Source organism: Alishewanella tabrizica (assembly GCF_014652375.1).
Taxonomy (GTDB): domain Bacteria; phylum Pseudomonadota; class Gammaproteobacteria; order Enterobacterales; family Alteromonadaceae; genus Alishewanella; species Alishewanella tabrizica.
This window is the reverse complement of record NZ_BMYR01000009.1, coordinates 197,183-217,854: the sequence shown is the minus strand read 5'-3', so window position 1 is coordinate 217,854 and position 20,672 is coordinate 197,183. Positions and strand designations below refer to the sequence as shown.

Below are 20,672 nucleotides of genomic sequence, written 5' to 3'. Positions count from 1 at the left end.
CCCGAGAGCGTTAAGCTATTATCTGCTGCCAGCTCTGCCGCCACGGTAATGGCCGAGTCGATGGCATCCAGTGTGATGCCGGTATTGGCACTGATTGGATTGCCATTATTATCCACGGTGCTCGCGGTAATGGTTAAAGCGCCATCCGCTAAACTGCTAATATCCACACCCGCCAAGCTATAGCTGCCATCGGCATTGACTAAGGCCGTCACCACCACGCTATTACCAAACTGATCGGTAATGGTTAGCTGCACCGTGCTACCCGGCGCCACATCTAATGTATTACCAGATAGATTTAGACGATTATCCGTTGTAAATTGAGCAGCTACCGAAATAGACCCAGGTGATACAGCATTTATATTAGGCGTTTCAGTAGGTGTTTCTGTATCGAAGGTATTAAATTCATCTGTAGTAATTGGAGAAATTTGTTCAGAAATACGAGTAAGTTGCACAAAACTGTGGCCTGATGAGGCACCACCACCCGCCGTACCAGCTGCCGCGTCTTCAAGCTGCTCTAACAGATCACCCTCACCGTCTAATACGGCAAGAATATCATTTACACTCTCTGGGAAGATTGCACCCTCACTATTAACTTGTTGGGCGGCTAACTGCTCAGGTGAGGCGAACGCTTGGCTTGATGCTAAAACAGTATATAAATTTCCATCAATATCAATGACTAAGCTCGATTGCGCCGCAGTAAACACCTCGGTACCCGCATCGAGTACATCACCTTGCTGTAATGGTGTTTTAGAACCGTCTGGGTTTATAGTCCAAGCCTCACCATTAATTTGCACTACAAATACTTGCGACATAGTCATTAACCTGCTTTATTTGATATATATTTTTTTATAATTGCATCTTTAATACAAAATCAACATTGTACCGTGGTACTATTTTAATAATGTTTATGACTCTAGCTAAAAGCATTTATGGCCATTAAGCTAAATCGTAAATTCAATTATTTGCTTTTATTAGTAGGTAGTAATGATGAACTTGCGTCCCATCACCTTATTCTTAATGACCATGTCACTTTCACTAAGTTCTTTTGCTTCATATTCTTATCCAACTGTTAATGAAACTGTTAGACAAGCTATTGAAACAAACCCTGAAATAGACGTACGTTGGCGGGAGTTTCTTGCAGCAGGCTTTGGTGTTGATGCAGCGAAAGCTGGTTATCTGCCAAGTGTTGATCTTTCTACTGGTGCAAATTATCAACATCGAGACTATGGTCCTATCAGAGAGTATGGCAGTAATTTTGCGCGATTAACGCTTACGCAAATGTTATACGATGGCAGCCGCACTCGAGCGGAAGTTTCGCGCCTAACGCACGAGCAACTTGTCAGTTATTTCAGATTACTAGAAACGATTGAAAACGTTGGTTTTGAAGCCTTTAGAGCTTACCAAGACGTTATCAAGCAACGACAATTAGTTGGGCTTGCTGAAGAGAATCTACAAAAACATTACACAGTTTATAAACAAATAGAAGACAGTGTTGCTGCTGGGCGCGCTAGAGCAGCCGATTTAGAGCAGATCACCGGGCGGTTATCATTAGCTCAATCAAACCTGATGATCGAAAAATCTAACTTACATGATGTTTCCGCTCGCTATTTAAGATTGGTTGGTCAAGCGCCAAACCTTGATATGCGTTCGCAAGCGTTGACAATATCTATACCACCAAAACTCTCTGACGCACTTAACCAAAGCTATCAATTTAGCCCAACCTATCATGCTGCCTTAAGAAATATTGAAGCCGCAAACGCTGCCAAAACAGCAGCTAAAGCCAACTTCAAACCTCAAGTGAGTCTTAATAGCAGTTATTCCTATCAAGACACGGATCAATTTGGCGTTAGAGGTGATCGTTCTGAAGCTCAGATTGGCATTGAAGTACGTTACAATCTTTTTAGCGGTAAGCGAGACTCCGCAAATACGAAAAGAGCCATTGAACAAGTTAATCTTGCTGAAGATTTGCGCTTAAAAGCATGCATAGATTTAAGACAAAATATGCAAATCGCATTTAATGAAAATCAGCGCTTACTAAAACAGCTTCCTTTTTTAAGCCAGCACAGATTATCGTCGGATCGGGTAAGAACAGCATATAAGCAACAATTTGACATTGGTCAGCGCTCACTCCTTGATGTACTAGATTCAGAAAACGAGTTCTTTCAAGCAAGTCGTGCATTTTTAGTCGCCGAATCAGACAAAACTGTTGCGCAAGCTCGAATTCTTGCCACTTCAGGTCAGCTTACTCAAGCCTTAGCATTATCACGGCAAGCATTACCCTCACTAGCAGACTTAGGAGCGCAATCTATCGATGTTGATCCCGCCACAGCATGTCCTGTGGATTTTGCTTACGATGACAGCATTTATCAAGCTGATAGCGATGCAGACGGTGTACCCGATTACCTAGACTTTTGTCCAAACACGCCCAGTGCTAGCACAGTAGATGCGAGAGGATGTGCGGTCAGCCAGCCAGATACTGAGCAAACTAGTGCCGCCGTTAAGCTAAATATTTATTTTGCGCATAACTCTAGCGAATTACCGGCTGAAGCGACAGATATACTTCGCCAAATAAGCGATCACTTACATACCACTCCAGCTTTACAGGTAGAAATTGCGGGGCACACTTCGGAGGATGGCGCCGATTGGTACAACAAACGCTTATCGCAACAACGTGCCGATATTATTCGCGACAACTTAATAACACATTTTTCAGTCTCAGAGACTAGAGTTGCGGCTGTAGGCTATGGCAGTAGCCAGTTACTAGATACAGATGATTCTGAAGCAGCGCGTCAAGCGAATCGTAGGGTTGAAGCACGCTTTAAAAAACCTTAATTGTTTAAAAGGGTAATATGCAGACATCAACGAAAACGCACACTGCAGGGCCATTGTTTGATGCCTTAAAATATATCTGTCAATTTCATCATATACACATAAATACAGATACGTTGTTAAATGGACTGCCACTTGAAAATGGTCATTTAAGTCCGTTAGCCCTTGAACGTGCAGCCAACAGAGCAGGACTGAGCTGTAAAGTGGTTAAAAAAGCCCTATCGGGGATTAATCCTGCATTATTACCAGCCATTACCATCACTACAGATAATCAATTACTGATATTACATAGTATTAATCAAGACAATACCGTCACTATTAGCCAAGCAGAAACCGCAGAAACCGCGTTCAATGAAACAGTTATGGACTTTTCTGCTCGGTTTAGCGAGACCATTTTCTATTTACGACCTGCACTTGCAAAGAAAACAGAGCGGATTCCCACGGCGCTACTTCCAGGCAGTCATTGGTTTTGGGGCGTGATAAATCAAAATAAATTGCTATATCGAGATATTATTTTCGCTTCAATTTTGATTAACCTGTTTGCGTTGGCTACCCCATTATTTGTAATGAATATTTACGACAGAGTCGTGCCTAATAGTGCAACTGAAACACTGTGGGTACTCGCTGCAGGCATTAGCTTAGTCTTTATTCTTGATCTCATCATGAAATTGCTTCGCCATTACTTCGTCGATGTTGCTGCAAGTAGAACTGACGTTAAGCTCTCGGCAAGTATCATGGATCACGTACTGGGTATGCAACTCGAGGCGAAGCCCAAAACAACAGGTAGTTTTGCTAACGCCATCCAAGGATTTGAATCAATTAGGAGTTTTAGTAGCTCACTCACGCTAGTGTCGTTAGTCGATCTTCCATTTATCTTGTTATACCTCGCCTTTATTTTATTTATTAATCCTTGGCTCGTGCTCCCAATTATTATTGGCGCGGTATTAATTATTTTGTATGGTTTTATTGCACAACAGCAGCTCGCTGATTTATCTGACAAAGCAATGCAAGTAAGTTCTGAAAAAAACGCGAGCCTTATTGAAGGACTAAACGCATTAGAGACAATAAAAATCTTTGGTTTGCAAAGTTTCAGACAAAAAAAGTGGGAACAACTTAGCCTACTTACCAGTTACAACACCACTAAAATCCGCAGTGTATCAACGTCAGTTAATACGGTTTCAACTTTTTTACAGCAACTTTCTTCCGTCGCTATTATTATTGTAGGTGTTTACTTGATTATAGACGGGCAGCTCACCCAAGGTGGCCTGATTGCCGTTTACTTACTCAGCAGCAGAACGTTGATGCCGGTAACACAAGCGGCAGGATTATTAGCACAATTTAATCAAGCGTCTACAGCTATGCAATCGCTTGATGAATTGATGAAAAAACCTTCAGAGACTAATTTAGCGCGACGCAAAGTCGCGTTGCCTAAAGTCACGGGCAGTATTGAATTTAAAAAAGTGAGCTTTAAGTATCCACACTCTGAACACTTCGCCTTACAAGATATCAGTTTCCAAATCAAACCTGGCGAGCACGTTGCCATTATCGGCAAAAATGGCTCAGGTAAATCAACCATCAATAAATTAATCCAAGGCCTTTATCAACCAACCTCAGGACAAATTTTAATTGATGGTATCGATCTACAGATGTTGGATTTAGCCACAATACGAAAACAAATTGGTTACGTGCCCCAAGATATCACCTTATTCCGTGAGAGCCTGCGTTTCAACATTGAGTTAGACACTATACCTGAAGATGATAGTCAGCTTCTTAATGTTATAAAACACTCCGGCGTGCAGCATATCGTTGAGCAACACGCTGCAGGTCTTGAGCTTGATGTCGGCGAACAAGGTCAACAGCTCTCTGGTGGACAGCGCCAATCAGTCGCATTAGCAAGGGCACTTTATAAAGATCCGGCTATTTTATTATTGGACGAACCTACCGCTGCACTCGATCACGCCAGCGAAGAAATGATTAAACAAAATTTACTACAGGGCACAGCCGATAAAACGCTGATTGTCGTTACACACCGCAGCCCACTCTTAACGCTTGCTAGCAGGCTTATTGTTATGGACAAAGGCAAAATTGTGGCTGATGGAGCCAAAGAAACCGTGCTTGAAGCATTGCGACAAGGTCGCGTGGTGGGGGCATAATGAATCCACAGAAGAAGAGCCTTGCTGAAAAGCAATTTAATCTTTTAACGTTAGCGGAAAAACGCCAAACGCAGCATTTTATTTTTTTACAAAAATGGTATCTCAAAGCAAAAGGCATCAATCATACAGCAGATTGGGTAGAAGAAGCAGAGTGGGCCAGAATAGCACAAACGCCTTTACGGGCTAGAAAATTGCTCTACTTCACTTTATTTGCTGTCATCGCATTACTCATCTGGTCGGCCTTGGCGAAGGTAGATGAAATCGCCAGAGCCAGTGGTCGCGTTATACCCTCTAGCCAATTACAAATGGTACAAGCACTTGATGGTGGCTTAGTTCAGCACATTTTAATACGTGAAGGGCAAATCGTCGAAGAAGGCCAACTGTTACTGCAATTGGATCCTACGCGCGTAACATCGTCGTTAGGTGAGAGCCGTGCCCTCCTATTTGCCTTGCAAGCTGAGGTGAGTCGTTTAAGAGCATTGGCGCAAAACAAGCCTATTACTTTTCCGGATGAATTGACAAACGATATGCCTGCTTTAGTGATGGCGGAACAACGTTTATACCAAACTAGCCTCGCAGAACTACAGCAGCAACAAGGTGCACTAAGTGAGCTTATTGAACAAAAACAACAAGAATTAAACGAAGCACAAGCCGCTGTTGAGCAATACGCTCAAATTATCCGCTTTAGCGAACGCGAACTCGCTGTAACACGCCCTTTAGTGAGCTCTGGTGCAGTATCTGATATTGATATTTTACGCCTAGAGCGTGATTTAGCGAGAGCTCAAGGTGAATTAAATCGATCCATTGCCAATGTGAATCGGGCAACCGCTGCGGTTAGAGAGGCCGAGCAACGTAAAACAGAGACCGAGCTCACGGTGCTAAATCGGTGGCAAACGCAATTAGCAGAATCAGAATCCAAATTAGCCGCGCTAATGCAAGCTCAGGCGGGCTTAACAGATAAAGTACGCCAATCAGAAATAAGGTCGCCGGTACGTGGAACAATACAACGATTACATATAAATACGGTAGGTGGCGTTATTACAGCAGGGCGGGAAGTCGTTGATATCGTGCCTTTGGATGATACCCTAGAAATAGAAGCCAAAATTGCGCCTTCGGATATTGCCTTTATCAAAGTGGGTCAACCAGCGGTTCTTCGTTTTAGTGCGTATGATTTTAGTATTTTTGGGGGATTGGCCGCCGAGGTCAGCCATATCAGTGCCGACACTATAACCGACGAGAAAGACATCACGTATTACTTAATACGACTAAAAACCAAACAACAAGCCGTAGATGCAGAACTGCTTATTATCCCGGGGATGACAGCCGAAGTGGATATTATGACTGGTAAAAAATCTATTCTTTCTTATCTAATTAAACCCTTTAGCAGAGCACGCCATTACGCTCTGACCGAGCGATAATCATGATACAAGCCATTTTTATCACACAGAACACAGACCAATTTATTCCTATACTGCCTTTTTTTGCTGCAGGAACCCATATTGAGCAGCTTGCGGCAGCACCAGCTTACAGCTCGAAACTCATTTTCTTGGATATGGCTTTTCCTAACAGCCAAACGCTCTTATCCACGCTGGCTTCACACAATTCAATTATCGCGATACACCGAATGTTATCAATTGAGCAGTTACAACAACTGCTGATGGCAGGTGCAAAGGGTTATATCGCCTCAGAAAGCCCTGCCGAGCAATATCAAGCAGCCGCTATAGCCGTTTCACATGGGGCTCTTTGGATCCCACCGGCTTTAGTGCTACATTTAAGTAAAGTATTAACTGAACAATTCAGCCGCCAACCTTCAATTTCTTTTCGGGACTCGCATAACCTGTTGGACAATTTGACTGATAGAGAAAAGCAAGTGGCCCAATTGGCAGCAAAAGGGATTAGTAACAAACTGATTAGCCAACAGCTGCACATTACCGAACGAACAGTAAAGCAACATTTAACAAATAGCTTTGCTAAATTAGGCATAAAAGATCGGCTGCAATTAGTGCTTGTAATGCGTTAGGAGCATATCATGTATGTAACACGTAATACTCAAGGTGAGATCTGTGCTATCAGCGTTGATCAATCCTCAAGCTGTGAAGAGTATATCGACAATCAGGCGCCAGAACTTCAGCGTTTTTTAAAAGCGCAATTACCTAAAAACGTTAAAAATGATTCTCATGATGCTGCTGGCCGTCAATTACAAAACTCTGATGGCGAACTCGCCAGGGTATTGGAAGACGTTATAGACGCTCTCACCATGAAAGGGATATTAACCTTTACCGATTTACCTATAGCCGCGCAAGAAAAACTTTTACAACGTAAGCTCTTACGTAAACGCTTAGGCGGCCTTGAACTTATCTCAAATGATGATGATCACTTTATGCCTTAGGTTTATACTCCACCGCAGCCCCTGCAACCGCATCAAAACCCAAGGGTAAAAGATGTTGCAATGCGTGGGAGGTATGAACGCCATCAGCAATAACATGCGCGCCGAGTGCTTTACCCAGTTGTATAATACTAGTAAGTAAACGTTGCACTTCGCCGTCCTGATACTGGCCAATTAACGCGGCATCCACTTTCAAAAAATCTAACGCTAAACTTTCCAACGCATTAAATTGGTTTAAACCATAACCACAATTAACTAAACCCACTTTAATACCCAGCTGTTTACACGCGGTAACAATACTTTTTAGTACTAATTGATGTTCTAAGGCAACTGCTTCAGAAAACTCAATAACTAATTTCTCACGCGTCGCTGGCGTAACGTGCTTAAGCATGCTCAGTAACTGATAAAAGTGATTTTCATCCGTAAACACGGCCTCTGATACCGCAAACGCAACTCCGTCATTGTTAGCTAAATACTGAATCGCGGTTTTGCACATCAACAGATCGACCTTGCTGATCAAACCAAAACGCTTGATCCAACCAATCACATGTGAAGCGGCCAATAATTCTCCTTGCACATCAAGTTGTAAAAACAACTTATGATGCAAAAGGGTTGCTTGGCTCGACACAACAGGAAACGCTCTGGGAAGAGTAGAGGGCTGATCTAATAGTGGCGGCAAAATCTCTCGCCAATAATTACTGCCATGTACTTTTATCGCGGCAGCTTGCTGCATTTTACACCCTGATAAGGTGGTGACAGCCAGATCGGATAATAATGTATCAAGCTGCGACAAGCACGATTCGGTATTATTAGCCGATACTAACTCAATGGCTACACAACTTAACTGGGCGTGATGTTTATCAATAACAGCAAATAATGTCGTTTCCAAGGTCTGGTATAAGGCCTCAAATGCCTCTTCACTCTTGTCGTTATAGGGCAATATAGCCAAAAAATCACTGCCATTTAAACGCCCTACCACACTCTCTTTATGTTTTATCGAGAAAACCTGTATTAAACAAGTTAACAACGCATCTGTTTTTTCTCTTCCCAACAATGTATTAATATTTGCCAAGTTAGAAATACGGCACAAGACGGCTACTTTTTGTTCAGCATCCACCATAGACGCATAATGACTTGATAACCAACTTAGCATGTAACCACGGTTAAAACAGGGCAATAATGGATCTCTTTGAGACTTCTCTTGTAATTCAGCGGCTCGCTGCAACTCATTCTCTAGCATCGTTTTCACTCGGCCCGTCAGAATATTCATCGCTTTTACCACACGCCGAAACTCCAGCGTTGCAGGCTCTTTACTACTAATAAAGCGACGCTGACCTAGTGCTTCAGCTTGCTGCACCACACTCTCTAACGGTTTACTGATAAAACGCAGCGCTAAACTAGCCAGCACACCAAAAACGAAGGCTACCCAAAAACTCCAACGTGCTAACGCTAACGTTGTAAGCCACAACGCATCTATCGCATAATCATATTGGCTTTGTAGCGTTAGGGTGCCAAATTGCATCCAGCCATCTTGAACTTGCGCCACACCAGGATTAAGTTGCAAATTAAGTACACGTTTAAACCAAGTTGGCGCACGATGTACAGTTTCCTCAGCATCAAAACGAATAAGGCTCTGATTATCCGCTGTTGTTAAGCTGATATATTGATAATGTCCAGAGTCAAACTGGGCTGCCAGCAACAGCTCTAACTGCGTTAGCTCTTTTTCGCTATGCGAAAGCAATAACGCGAGATTAGTTGCATTATCAATATTTTTTAACTGTAATTGTTCTTGATAACTGTCTCGACTCTGAAAGGTAGCAACAAGCACACTGGTCGAAAATGTGAGTGTCACCAGTATAAAAATACCCAACCACAGTTGCTTAATTAATGACATTATTGCCTCCGCGTGTATTGCATAACATCATAATACAATTCCTTCATTGGGTAATCGTTCTAGTAAATCACGCCATCTTGATAAGCGAGCACGAGGCGACTGTGTTGAACGCATGTCAGATTGCCCGGCCCACAAGCCCTCCGCATTAAAACTAAACACGGGGGTTAAATCATTACGCTCTGACGCAGGCAACACTGCCGAAATTAAACTGTCTAGAATTAATGGCTCACTGCCTGGTGAAGGGTAATAAGCTAACACCATGTGCGCTTGACTCAGTGGGCTGCCTATTGCACCTATTCTGGCACGAACATACACCAGCCTTAATTTACTATCATCAATGTTAAGTTGACGTAAGCTTAAATACTTAGCAATGGCCCAATCCTCGCAATCACCTTGCCCGGCGCCTAATAACTCAGCAGGAGACGCCCAATAGTCACTTTGATTATAAAGCTCGAGATCAGTACTGTACGTAATATGCTGATGAAAAAAATGGTTTACCGCTGCTATTTTTTCGGGCTCGCTACGCTGCGCATATTCGGAAAGGAAGGTTTTATATTGCTCAGCCCGTGCAATTGACTGCACGGTATATCGAGTAGAAATAAATTCAATAAATTTATCTACATTGATCAGTTGTAAGGCATAACTTACGCCAACGTTTATAAACAAACCTACCATTAGGCATAGCATCACTCCTATATAGCAGCATTGTTTAAGAAATGGCTGGATGCACAAAGCAGAGATATGCCTATGGTTATAAGAGTTTCCAAACCTAAGTGTATATCATATTTGCCTAAATACGTAAAAAGCAATCATGGCAAATACGGATTATTAAAACCATTCAGGGTTTAAAAAAGGAATTAATGCGAGTGTTAGCGCTTGTTGATAGACGCCACTTCGACTAAGCCGATTTTGCGTAAGCAACCCAATAGCGCCTCCGGCCTGTTTGATATTTTGGGTTCCAAATAGCGCGTCCATTACTTCGCCCAGCTCTTGCCCTTGCGCTAACGCCTCTAAAGCGGCGTTAGGTAACATTAAACTGGCCGACCGTGCTTTACCCAACTGATCATTATGTTCAATTAGCATCCAAGCAAAGGTCATATCTCCATCTAAACCGGCTTCAATAGCGACATAAAAATCTGCCTGTGCTTGCTGTTTTAATGCTGTTAACCGATTTTTAGCACCAGCATAGGTTTCGTCGCTACTCATTGGCTGTGCCGCGACACCAGAAGGCACATTGATCCCTAAAACACTGCACTGCTGTTGTGGATAATTCGTTTGAAAACACTGCTCAACTGCACGGATTTTTGCAGGATTTGCTGAAGCAACTAAAATACGCCAAGCCATCATTCACCATAAAATATTACTTTCAAGTTTACATCAATTGTTTTTTCATTTCCGATGCTGGTGCATAATTTTGCGCTATAGCTTGTTCTAAAAACTGCATCCCTTTTTCATGATCACCTTCAAGGATTAACCGGCTACCCGCCCAGGCTAACACTTCTGCATCTTTTTCAGCTACCAGATAATCTTCCCATTGCCGATCATACGCTGCCATAATACGCTGCGCATGGCGATTACCATTCCTCGCCGATTGCTCCCACCAGTATATCCCTGACATAGTGCGTGACGCTTCTACAGAAGGCCTAACATTTATGCCTCTGCTGTAAATATCAGTTCGACGATGTAATCGGTAAACATCGGTTTCTATCTTACCTTTTAACGTTAAGCCAACAAGATTTGTGATCTCACTGCGCGCTTCAAATTCAGTGCTTAACTGCTCTGTAATGGTACCGTCTTTCGCCACACGAACCACAGCGTATCCCCAAAAACCATCAAAATCCGCTTTTACTGACGCCCGCTCCTCGAAAATGGAAAAATCAGGTGTAGCCGATAACGGCAACTCTGGGTTGTACCAAAAACCATGGCCACTTTGAATATCTACCATCGAAAGTAACATGCCCAAGGCCAGTTGATGCTGTGGCGAACCCGCAATGGCATAGTCCCATAAATTATGTTCTGCTACCGTTTGCTCAACAGCAGATATTTTTACGCCACCACTAAGAGAATAATCTAATCGCACGGTCATTAAATGCTTTGTAGCACTGGGTTCATAACGCCACCGTTTAACTGCCCGAATAGAGGCTCGTTCAAACACTTTTTGTGGATAGGCGTCGATGGTATCAATTGCCGTAACTTCACCCTGCTCATCCACTAAAAAACGGAGTTTAACATAGCCAAATTGACCTCTCTTTGCGGCATCAGGCGGATACTCTGGATTAACACGTTTAAGGGGTTGCGGCAGGCTTTCATCACGAGGCTTATCTAAATCGGTAGGGACTATCATCACGCTTTGCTTTAACTGTTCAAAACGTTGATACGCCTGCTCGACCTGTTGTTCAGATGCCGTTTTGATCAGCTTTTGTGTTAGCTTGGGTATGTTTAAGATCCGCAGCTAACATAAAATAGGCTAAGGCCTCGCTTAGGTTAGGCGCTTGCCCTTCGCCTTGATACGCCATCGCGCCTAAATTTAACGCGGCAATTTCATTACCTAAAGGGATGAGTGCAGAAAATTGTTGTTGTGCCTGAGTAAAATCTTTATTTTCATAGGCTTTTAAAGCATCTAACATATCGGCGTGCGCATAGCCGCAGAGCAATAAGGCAGCAATAAACCATTTCTTCATATAAACATCCTTTTAACGTAATAAGCTACACTTTAACCAATTGAAAATTAATTTCAACCTCTCATGCTAACTTAACAAACGCAAATAAACCGCTGCAGGCCTGTTTGTCTGCGCTCATAAAATCACCGCTAACCTGTGGTTAAGAACGTTTGATAGCTTTGGTTATTACTGACTTGTTGATACTGATAACCTAACTTATCTAGATACTGCGCAATATCTTCATGGCTAGCCACTTCAAACCCCGCTAGGACATCGCCAGTCGCTGCACCATGATTACGATAATGAAATAGTGTGATATTCCAATGCTCGCCTAGAGTATTAAGAAAGTTCATTAATGCGCCAGGGTATTCCGGGAAGTTAAACTGATACACCTGCTCTTGCAACTGTCGTGGTGGCATACCGCCCACCATATGTCGCACATGCAGTTTTGCAAGTTCATCATCCGATAAGTCCTGATATGCATAACCCGCGTCACTTAATAACTTAGAAACCGTATCCAACTCTTGCTGGCCATGCCGCAGTTTTATGCCAACAAAAATATGCGCCTTACGATCACTGGCATAGCGGTAGTTGAATTCAGTAATGGCGCGACCACCTAATGTCTGGCAGAAACGGCGGAAACTACCTTTTTCTTCAGGAATGGTAACGGCAAAGACCGCTTCTTTTTTCTCACCAAGCTCACAGCGCTCTGACACATAACGCAGCGTATCAAAGTTTAAATTAGCACCACTTAACACAGCGGCGTAGTGCTGCGGTTTAGGTAAGGTGCTGTTGTTTAAGCGTTGACTATATTTTTTTAAGCCTGCCAACGCCAAAGCACCCGCAGGCTCCGCTACGGCGCGTAAATCATCAAAAATATCTTTTATCGCCGCACAGATTTCATCACTGGTAACGGTAACCACTTCATCGCAAAAGCGCTTCGCTAAATTAAAATTCTCGGTGCCGATCCGCTTTACTGCCACGCCATCGGCAAATAGCCCCACCCGCTCTAGCGTGACCGGCTCACCGGCATCCATGGCCGCTTTTAAACAGGCTGCATCTTCTGGCTCAACGCCAATGACTTTAACATGCGGTTGAATCGCTTTAATGTACACCGCCATGCCCGCCATTAAACCGCCGCCCCCCACTGGAATAAATATGGCATCTAATTGGTTATGTTGGCTTAACAGCTCTTTGGCGACCGTACCTTGCCCGGCAATCACATCGGCATCATCAAAAGGCGGAATATAAATCGCGCCCTCAGTTTGGGCTTTTTGAATTGCAAAGCTATTGGCTTCATCAAAAGCCGTACCATGCAATACCACATTGCCACCTAGCGCCCTTACTGCGGCAACTTTGATCTCAGGCGTGGTAATGGGCATGACAATAGTCGCATTTAAACCCAATTTACTGGCTGACAGCGCCACGCCCTGCGCATGATTACCCGCCGAGGCACACACTACGCTGGCATTCGGGCTTTGTAATTTCACTTTATGCAGCTTATGAAAAGCACCACGCAGTTTAAACGAATACACCGGTTGCTTATCTTCGCGCTTTAACAGTACCTGGTGCCCCAGCCGTTTGCTCAGTTTTAGCATCTCATCCAGCGGCGTTTCCACCGCGGCCTGATACACCGGCGACAGCAAAATTTCCCGCAGATACTGCTGCATGACCTCAGTATCACTTTGTGCTGTTTGTGCTATTGCCAGGTTATTCATTGTAGCCCCATCTGTTTACAACATTCCTACCGCACGATGGCTTCGACCACAAATTGCACGCAAGGACGCCGTAAATACGTCCCTGTAGGCTCCTGTCCGGCATCCATGCCGTACACGCCTTGCTTAGCAAATTTCTGGTCTTCGCAATCAGACCTCTCTGCATCATTTAGTCTTTTAACAAAGACACATCTCTTACCGCACCTTTATCCGCACTACTCGCCAGCAACGCATAGGCTTTTAAAGCACTACTCACCACCCGCTGCCGATTCTCAGGCTTCCAGGCTTTGGCACCTTTCGCTTGCATCGCGGCACGACGCACGGCCAGCTCTTCATCGCTTACAGCAACCGCAATCTTGCGATTTGGAATATCAATCTCAATCCGATCTCCCTCGGCAATTAAAGCGATGGTGCCGCCACTGGCGGCTTCTGGGGAAACGTGACCAATCGACAGGCCCGAGGTCCCGCCCGAAAAACGGCCATCGGTAATCAAGGCACAGGCTTTGCCTAAGCCCATCGATTTTAAATAACTGGTGGGATACAACATTTCCTGCATACCCGGGCCGCCTTTCGGGCCTTCATAGCGGATAATTACCGCGTCACCGGCGATGACTTTACCACCCAAAATCGCTGCTACCGCATCATCTTGGCTTTCAAATACCCGAGCGCGACCAGTAAATACCAAGTTTTCTTTTTCTACCCCAGCCGTTTTTACGATACAGCCATTTGGCGCTAAGTTACCGAATAACACGGCTAGGCCACCATCTTGCGAGTAAGCATTGGCTTTATCGCGGATACAGCCCTCAGCCCGATCGTCATCCAGAGATGGATAACGACAGTTTTGTGAGAAGGCTTGGGTGGTGCGGATCCCCGCTGGGCCAGCCATATAAAACTGTCGCACATTTTCATCCGTGGTCGTTTTGATATCCCACTTTTCCAGCACTTCGGCTAACGAGTTACCAGACACATGCGGGGTATTAGGGTTTAGTAAACCGGCGCGATTAAGCTCAGCCAGAATGGCAATAACACCACCGGCACGGTGCACATCTTCCATGTGGTATTTTTGGGTAGAGGGTGCGACCTTACTTAAATGCGGCACGATGCGCGATAAACGATCGATATCGGCCATGGTGAAATCGACTTCGGCCTCAATGGCGGCGGCTAACAAGTGCAGCACAGTATTGGTAGAGCCGCCCATGGCGATATCCAGCATCATGGCGTTTTCAAAGGCGGTTTTATTACCAATATTGCGCGGTAAGGCGCTGGCATCATCGTTTTTATACCAGCGATTGCACAGCTCCATAATCCGGTAGCCAGCTTGCACAAAGAGCTCTTTACGATCGGCATGGGTCGCCAATAAAGAGCCATTGCCCGGTTGCCCTAAACCTAACGCTTCCACCAAACAGTTCATGGAGTTGGCGGTAAACATGCCCGAGCAACTACCACAAGTGGGGCAAGCACTTTTTTCAATTTGCTCGCTGTCGCTGTCACTGACTTTAGGATCGGCCGCCGATACCATCGCATCGACTAAGTCGAGCTTGATGATTTGATCGGATAACTTGGTTTTGCCCGCTTCCATGGGACCACCAGAGACAAAAATCACTGGGATATTTAAGCGCATCGCGGCCATTAACATGCCGGGGGTTATCTTGTCACAATTGGAAATACACACCATAGCATCGGCACAGTGTGCATTGATCATATATTCTACTGAGTCGGCGATCAGCTCGCGCGATGGCAGGCTGTACAACATCCCGCCATGGCCCATCGCAATACCATCATCTACTGCTATGGTATTAAATTCTTTAGCGATACCGCCCGCGTCGACAATGCTGCCAGCAACAAGTTTGCCCAGATCACGTAAATGCACATGGCCTGGTACAAATTCCACAAAGGAGTTTACGACAGCGACAATTGGCTTCCCGAAATCGGTATCTTTAACACCAGTGGCACGCCATAAGGCTCTGGCACCCGCCATATTGCGGCCTTCGGTAACGGTTGCGGATCTTAACTTTGGCATGAAATGGGTCCTGTTTAATCGTCGTGTTTAATAGGGTTAGGCACGTAATACGGCAACATCTGCCGAGGCCAATACTAAGTGCTGTACATCATAAAGCTTAGCTAATTGATTCGTTAGTAAGGTGATAGGCTTATCACTTTGCACTTTTAAGGTAATTTGCATACCCGCTCTATCGGTTAAGGGCGTTAATTCCAAGCCGGCTAACTGGTAGCCACGATAGCGGGTAACCTGTAATAAGCGTTCAACAACGCTGGCTTCATTACTGGTAGTGATAGTTAGAGTATGTTGCATTAGTTGGTCTCCGTCAGCATATCTTCATTTGCGGCACCTGGCGGTACTAATGGCCAGACGTTGTCTTTCTCATCAATTCTTACATGCAATAAATAAGGGCCAGGCCAGGTAAACATGGCATCCAGCGCGCTTTCTACTTCATCTTTACGGGTAATGGTGTGTCCCGGAATGGCAAAGGCAGCAGCCAGCGCCACAAAATCTGGGTTATCCGATAAATCGGTCTCGCTATAGCGCTCATTAAAAAACAACTGTTGCCACTGCTTTACCATGCCTAAACGCTGGTTATCGACTATGACGATCTTTACGGGTAAACGAAAACGCTTAATGGTGCCCAGTTCCTGTACGTTCATCATAAAGGAGCCATCGCCACTGACCGCAATAACGGTATCTTGTGGCCGCGCTAATTTGGCGCCAATGGCTGCGGGTAAACCAAAACCCATGGTGCCCAAGCCGCCACTGGATAAATGATTACGCGGGCTGTTAAAGCGCATATGCTGCGCTACCCACATTTGGTGCTGACCAACATCACAGCAGACTACGCTGTTATCGGGCATGCGATCGCTTAACTGTTTTAACATTAACGGGGCAAAAATGCGCTCGCCTGGATGATCATAACGCCAGCCATATTGTTGCTTTAACTGCTGGCAATGCGCTAACCAGGCTTCACACTGGGTTGTGGCGCTGATGGCAGGCAGTATTTGTTTCATATCGCCAATAAAAGCACAGTCGGCAAAGCGCACTTTGTTAATTTCAGCTGGGTCGATATCGACATGAATAACTTTGGCACCAGGCGCAAATTTGGCTAAGTTTCCGGTAACTCTGTCATCAAAACGGGCACCTAAACAAATCAGTAAATCACACTGCTGTACCGCTAAATTAGCCGCTTGGGTACCATGCATCCCTAACATGCCTAAATAATGCGGGTTTGCCCGGGCTACCGAGCCCATGCCTTTTAAGGTTGTTACGGACGGCATAACGCTCTCGGCTAAGAATGTCTGTAACTGCGCCAGCGCATCGGCCATCTGCACGCCACCACCAATATAGGCAATAGGCTTTTTAGCATTAGCAATCAGTTCGCGGGCTTTGGCGGCATTGGCCAATGAGGTGGCAATGCGCGGTGCGGGATACTCAGGCCACTCGGGCTCTACCGCAGGTGCCAGTTGAATATCTTTGGGGATATCTACCAAAACTGGACCTGGTCGGCCGCTTTGTGCCAAGCGAAAGGCTTCCTGCAAAGTAGCCGCCAGATCTTTTACATTGCGCACCATAAAACTGTGCTTGGTGACACTTAAGCTTAACCCCAATACATCAACTTCTTGAAACGCATCGCTACCCATGACGGCTTGTGACACCTGACCCGTTATTGCCACCAGCGGCACCGAATCTAACAGGGCATCGGCCAGCGAGGTAATCAAGTTAGTGGCACCCGGGCCAGAGGTGGCTAAACACACACCGACTTTGCCCGAGGCGCGGGCATAGCCAATAGCGGAGAAAGCGCCGCCTTGCTCATGCCGGCACAAATAGTGTTTTACCGTGCTGTGATAAATAGCATCGTAGATTGGCATAATAGCGCCGCCGGGGTAACCAAAGATGGTGTTTACCCCTTGCTGCTGTAATACCTTTAATACCAATTCTGCGCCGTTCATTTGTAACCTCTTGCCATTATTAGGTTTTTACTATTTATCACTTTCATTTTCTAAGCTTTTTTAAGCCCTAAAAACGAGAAAACCCCCGGTCCTTGCGGAGCGGGGGTTTTGCTGGAAGTCGACTTAATGCGCTTTATCGTTCCAATACACCGCCCCCGCGGAGATTAATAATCACCACGACTACGAGGACAATAATGTTTAGAACTGACGCTAAACGCATGTTATTTACTCACTAACTCTAACGGTTAATTGGATAAGATTTGAGTTATCAAATCAAGATGCTCTATTAATAGACGTCTATCAGTCCGGAGTCAACCGCTTTTTGCAGAAAAGAGGCTTTTAAGCGAAAATAATTAAAATTTGTACAAGTTGCTAGAAAAAACTACAGTAAAGGCAGTCTTCTTAACGCTTAACAAACAAATACAGCAGGTATCACCTGTAATGGACCAACTGGAACTGTTTGACATTGCTAATCCCTGTATTGGGGTTTGCCAGAGTAATAACCGTGGCTATTGCCTTGGCTGCTTGCGCTCGCGTGATGAACGCTTTAACTGGCATCTAAAACCCGACAACGAACGTGCGCATATCTTACGTTTACTTGTACAGCGCCGCTTACGTTTAAAGCAACGACAACAAAAAGATGAGGCCACAACTGTGGCCCCCGTAACCTTAGATCTCTTCTAACGCTTTATCAGGCTAATCAGAAACAATAACACCACAGCGCCTACCGTCGCCATAATCAGCGAGCCAATAAAACCGAATGCCTGCAAGCCAAGCGCACTAAACAGGAAACCGCCTAATATTGAACCAACAATACCCACAACAATATTACCTAAAATGCCAAAGCCACGACCTTTCATAATATTGCCAGCTAACCAACCGGCTAGCGCACCCAGAATCAAAAAAACAATAAAACTCATAAATTTCCTTATTAATTCATCAACAATGACGCTGACTGATACTTATAGCTTAAGTTCTAAAAACGCACCAGTTGTTAATGGTACTCGCTACTCACTCTATTACTGAACCTTGTTGAAAAACATTTTTCGCTTTAACCCGTCCAACTTACGCAGTGTTATCCATACAAATAAATATTCTCATATAAAATTTACCTTAGTTAGGTTTATATAAGATATCCGTTAGGTAATATTAAAAATAACTTTATTATCCTATTGCTTTTTTTTCAGCATATCAGTTATAAATTTACGAAGATAAGGATATTGTTTTTAATATGTTGCTTAAGCACTGTTTATTATCCTACCTGACACATTTATTAACACCTCACAATAAAAACCTATAATTGATGGAGTAAGTATGAATAGGAACATTACTCGCGCAACGAAAGCGATTTTCGTTGCGGGATTAACTGCTGCTGTAATAAGCGGCTGTGCCACCACCTCTTCACAAGTTATTGAAACACCAAAAGTTGCCAGCTATGGTACAGCCTATAGCGGCGCGAAAAGCAGATTGGTTGTTGGTCAATTTGTAAATCGCTCCAGTTTCCAAAATGGACTCTTTTCCAACGGTACCGATACGTTAGGTAATCAAGCAAAAACCTCTTTGATGAGTCATTTGCAGCAAACCAACCGCTTTAGCGTGATGGACCGTGACAACATGCAAGCACTGTCTAATGAAGCAGCGCTTACGGGTGTTCAACAATCCTTAAAAGGGGCGCGTTATGTCATTACCGGGGATGTGACTGAATTTGGTCGAAAATCCATCGGCGATACACAACTTTTTGGCATCTTAGGGAAAGGCAAGTCACAAATCGCTTATTCAAAAGTAACGCTTAATGTTGTAGATGTGAGTACCTCAGAGGTCGTTTACTCAGTACAAGGTGCCGGTGAGTACAGTTTGTCAGAGCGTGAGGTTATCGGTTTTGGTAGTACGGCAGGTTATGATGCTACGCTAAACGGTAAGGTACTGGATTTGGCCATTCGCGAGGTCGTTAACAAATTAGTGACGGGTCTCGAATCTGGTCAGTGGCAAACGGAATAAGGGCATCACAATGAAAAAACTTCTTTTAGCATCTGGCATGCTCTTGGCACTCTCTGCGTGTAAAACAACCACTGAGCCCCTGTATTATCATGGCGAATATAACAAAGCGGTGTATACCTATTTGAAAGGTGACACCACTACGCCACAAGAGCAAATAGCCGCCTTACAGACCATTATTCAAGATGCGGCTGCGAAAGGCAAAAAAGTTGCCCCTGGCATTCATGCACACTTAGGTTTGTTGTATTTCGATTCTGGTAGTCCTGCTGAAGGCGAACAACAATTCGAACAAGAAAAAACACTTTTTCCAGAGTCTGCAAAGTATTTAGACTTTTTATTAAAATCTAAGAAGGGAGCTTAATATGCAGTGGTTAAAATTGGTTTTTTTAAGCTCCGCGTTATTACTTACCGCCTGCGTTAGTGCACCGCCAGCGCATGACTATAGTGCGTTCCGTAGCGCCGATCCACACTCAATATTAGTGTTACCGCCCATCAATAATAGCGTTGAGGTTGTGGCACAGTACAGCCTAATGTCGCAAGTTGCAGGTCCTATCGCTGAATCAGGCTATTATGTTTTTCCAGTAACATTAGTGGAACAAACGTTCCGCAGCAATGGTTTAACGGAAGCTACCGATATTCATGCGGCACCATTTGAAAAGGTAAGAGAAATTTTTGGTGCTGACACGGCACTTTATATGACAATAGAAGAGTACGGCACCAGCTATGTCGTGCTATCAAGCGAAACCGCGGTTAGTGTGTCGGCAACGCTGGTTGATTTACGCTCAGGCGCCGTATTATGGCAACATAAAGCCAGAGCCTCTTCAGCCGAAAATCGTGGCAACAGTGGTGGCGGTTTAATTGGTATGTTAGTAGAAGCTGCGGTTAATCAGATCCTGGAATCGATTACGGATAAAGGCTTTGATATTGCAGCCATTAGCGCCAATCGTCTGCTGTATTCAGAAAGCCACAACGGCTTATTGTATGGCCCCCGCTCTCCTAAATATGGTCAGCCCGTTGTAAGCGAAACTAAAAAATAATAGTACCTAGTCAATCGCCTTTAGCGAAATGCCATTAACTTTTATA

At 44.5% G+C, this 20,672-nt stretch carries 20 protein-coding genes; 9 read left to right on the top strand and 11 right to left on the bottom strand.

The window, feature by feature from the left end; all coding sequences use genetic code 11:
* On the bottom strand, positions 1 to 812 hold an 812-nt coding region (locus IE070_RS12100; RefSeq protein ID WP_189483450.1), incomplete at its 3' end, for a retention module-containing protein.
* Positions 813 to 984: 172 nt separating this feature from the next.
* On the opposite strand from IE070_RS12100, the gene IE070_RS12095 reads away from it, so the two are divergent.
* The 5 genes from IE070_RS12095 to IE070_RS12075 are packed head-to-tail and all read left to right on the top strand — an operon-like array spanning position 985 to position 7,371.
* Positions 985 to 2,832, top strand: a complete 1,848-nt coding sequence (locus IE070_RS12095; protein ID WP_229797055.1) for a TolC family outer membrane protein — start codon at positions 985 to 987, stop codon at positions 2,830 to 2,832.
* A gap of 17 nt (positions 2,833 to 2,849) precedes the next feature.
* Positions 2,850 to 4,982, top strand: coding sequence for a type I secretion system permease/ATPase (locus IE070_RS12090; protein ID WP_189483449.1), 2,133 nt, complete (start codon positions 2,850 to 2,852; stop codon positions 4,980 to 4,982).
* The gene (locus IE070_RS12085; protein WP_189483448.1) at positions 4,982 to 6,400 is read left to right on the top strand and encodes an HlyD family type I secretion periplasmic adaptor subunit; all 1,419 of its coding nucleotides are present in this window, start codon (positions 4,982 to 4,984) and stop codon (positions 6,398 to 6,400) included. The genes IE070_RS12090 and IE070_RS12085 overlap by 1 nt, the downstream gene beginning before the upstream one ends.
* 2 nt (positions 6,401 to 6,402) lie before the next feature.
* Positions 6,403 to 7,002 carry a response regulator transcription factor gene (locus tag IE070_RS12080; RefSeq protein ID WP_189483447.1) on the top strand — a complete coding sequence of 200 codons (600 nt, stop codon included), beginning with the start codon at positions 6,403 to 6,405 and terminating at the stop codon, positions 7,000 to 7,002.
* 9 nt (positions 7,003 to 7,011) lie between these two features.
* Positions 7,012 to 7,371 (top strand): tryptophan synthase subunit beta like protein, encoded by a 360-nt coding sequence (locus tag IE070_RS12075; protein ID WP_189483446.1) that lies wholly within the window; start codon positions 7,012 to 7,014, stop codon positions 7,369 to 7,371.
* Here IE070_RS12075 and IE070_RS12070 read toward each other — a convergent pair.
* From IE070_RS12070 to ilvG, 9 genes are all read right to left on the bottom strand, one after another.
* Positions 7,361 to 9,262, bottom strand: a complete 1,902-nt coding sequence (locus IE070_RS12070; protein WP_189483445.1) for a bifunctional diguanylate cyclase/phosphodiesterase — start codon at positions 9,260 to 9,262, stop codon at positions 7,361 to 7,363. The genes IE070_RS12075 and IE070_RS12070 overlap by 11 nt on opposite strands.
* A gap of 27 nt (positions 9,263 to 9,289) precedes the next feature.
* Entirely contained in the window at positions 9,290 to 9,937 is a 648-nt protein-coding gene (locus IE070_RS12065) for a transglutaminase-like cysteine peptidase (protein WP_229797054.1), read from the bottom strand.
* A 153-nt stretch (positions 9,938 to 10,090) separates the two neighbouring features.
* Positions 10,091 to 10,606: an inosine/xanthosine triphosphatase gene (gene yjjX, locus IE070_RS12060; RefSeq protein ID WP_189483443.1), complete on the bottom strand. Its 516-nt coding sequence runs from the start codon at positions 10,604 to 10,606 to the stop codon at positions 10,091 to 10,093.
* A gap of 28 nt (positions 10,607 to 10,634) precedes the next feature.
* Positions 10,635 to 11,606, bottom strand: a complete 972-nt coding sequence (locus IE070_RS12055) for an energy transducer TonB (RefSeq protein ID WP_189483442.1) — start codon at positions 11,604 to 11,606, stop codon at positions 10,635 to 10,637.
* 52 nt (positions 11,607 to 11,658) lie between these two features.
* Positions 11,659 to 11,943 (bottom strand): SEL1-like repeat protein, encoded by a 285-nt coding sequence (locus IE070_RS12050; RefSeq protein ID WP_189483441.1) that lies wholly within the window; start codon positions 11,941 to 11,943, stop codon positions 11,659 to 11,661.
* A 128-nt stretch (positions 11,944 to 12,071) separates the two neighbouring features.
* On the bottom strand, positions 12,072 to 13,640 hold the full coding sequence (gene ilvA / locus IE070_RS12045; RefSeq protein ID WP_189483440.1) for a threonine ammonia-lyase, biosynthetic: 1,569 nt from the start codon (positions 13,638 to 13,640) through the stop codon (positions 12,072 to 12,074).
* Positions 13,641 to 13,806: 166 nt separating this feature from the next.
* Positions 13,807 to 15,657 carry a dihydroxy-acid dehydratase gene (gene ilvD, locus IE070_RS12040; protein WP_189483439.1) on the bottom strand — a complete coding sequence of 617 codons (1,851 nt, stop codon included), beginning with the start codon at positions 15,655 to 15,657 and terminating at the stop codon, positions 13,807 to 13,809.
* A 36-nt stretch (positions 15,658 to 15,693) separates the two neighbouring features.
* Entirely contained in the window at positions 15,694 to 15,948 is a 255-nt protein-coding gene (ilvM, locus tag IE070_RS12035; protein WP_189483438.1) for an acetolactate synthase 2 small subunit, read from the bottom strand.
* Complete coding sequence (gene ilvG / locus IE070_RS12030) at positions 15,948 to 17,594, bottom strand: acetolactate synthase 2 catalytic subunit (RefSeq protein ID WP_189483437.1); 1,647 nt, start codon at positions 17,592 to 17,594, stop codon at positions 15,948 to 15,950. Before ilvG ends, ilvM begins: the two co-directional genes overlap by 1 nt.
* Before the next feature lie 441 nt (positions 17,595 to 18,035).
* Between ilvG and IE070_RS12025 the strand changes: the two genes are divergently transcribed.
* A complete protein-coding gene (locus IE070_RS12025) occupies positions 18,036 to 18,278 on the top strand; it encodes a DUF1289 domain-containing protein (RefSeq protein WP_189483436.1) in 243 nt (80 codons plus the stop codon).
* Here IE070_RS12025 and IE070_RS12020 read toward each other — a convergent pair.
* The gene (locus tag IE070_RS12020; protein WP_189483435.1) at positions 18,275 to 18,514 is read right to left on the bottom strand and encodes a GlsB/YeaQ/YmgE family stress response membrane protein; all 240 of its coding nucleotides are present in this window, start codon (positions 18,512 to 18,514) and stop codon (positions 18,275 to 18,277) included. The two genes, IE070_RS12025 and IE070_RS12020, sit on opposite strands and share 4 nt — an antisense overlap.
* A 394-nt stretch (positions 18,515 to 18,908) precedes the next feature.
* Here IE070_RS12020 and IE070_RS12015 point away from each other — a divergent pair, with 394 nt between their 5' ends.
* Genes IE070_RS12015 through IE070_RS12005 form a run of 3 tightly spaced genes read left to right on the top strand, consistent with a single transcriptional unit; the run spans position 18,909 to position 20,626 of the window.
* Positions 18,909 to 19,592: a CsgG/HfaB family protein gene (locus IE070_RS12015; RefSeq protein ID WP_189483434.1), complete on the top strand. Its 684-nt coding sequence runs from the start codon at positions 18,909 to 18,911 to the stop codon at positions 19,590 to 19,592.
* A 10-nt stretch (positions 19,593 to 19,602) separates the two neighbouring features.
* The gene (locus tag IE070_RS12010) at positions 19,603 to 19,950 is read left to right on the top strand and encodes a DUF4810 domain-containing protein (RefSeq protein ID WP_189483433.1); all 348 of its coding nucleotides are present in this window, start codon (positions 19,603 to 19,605) and stop codon (positions 19,948 to 19,950) included.
* 1 nt (position 19,951) lies between these two features.
* Positions 19,952 to 20,626: a DUF799 domain-containing protein gene (locus tag IE070_RS12005; protein ID WP_189483432.1), complete on the top strand. Its 675-nt coding sequence runs from the start codon at positions 19,952 to 19,954 to the stop codon at positions 20,624 to 20,626.
* Positions 20,627 to 20,672: the final 46 nt, after the last annotated feature.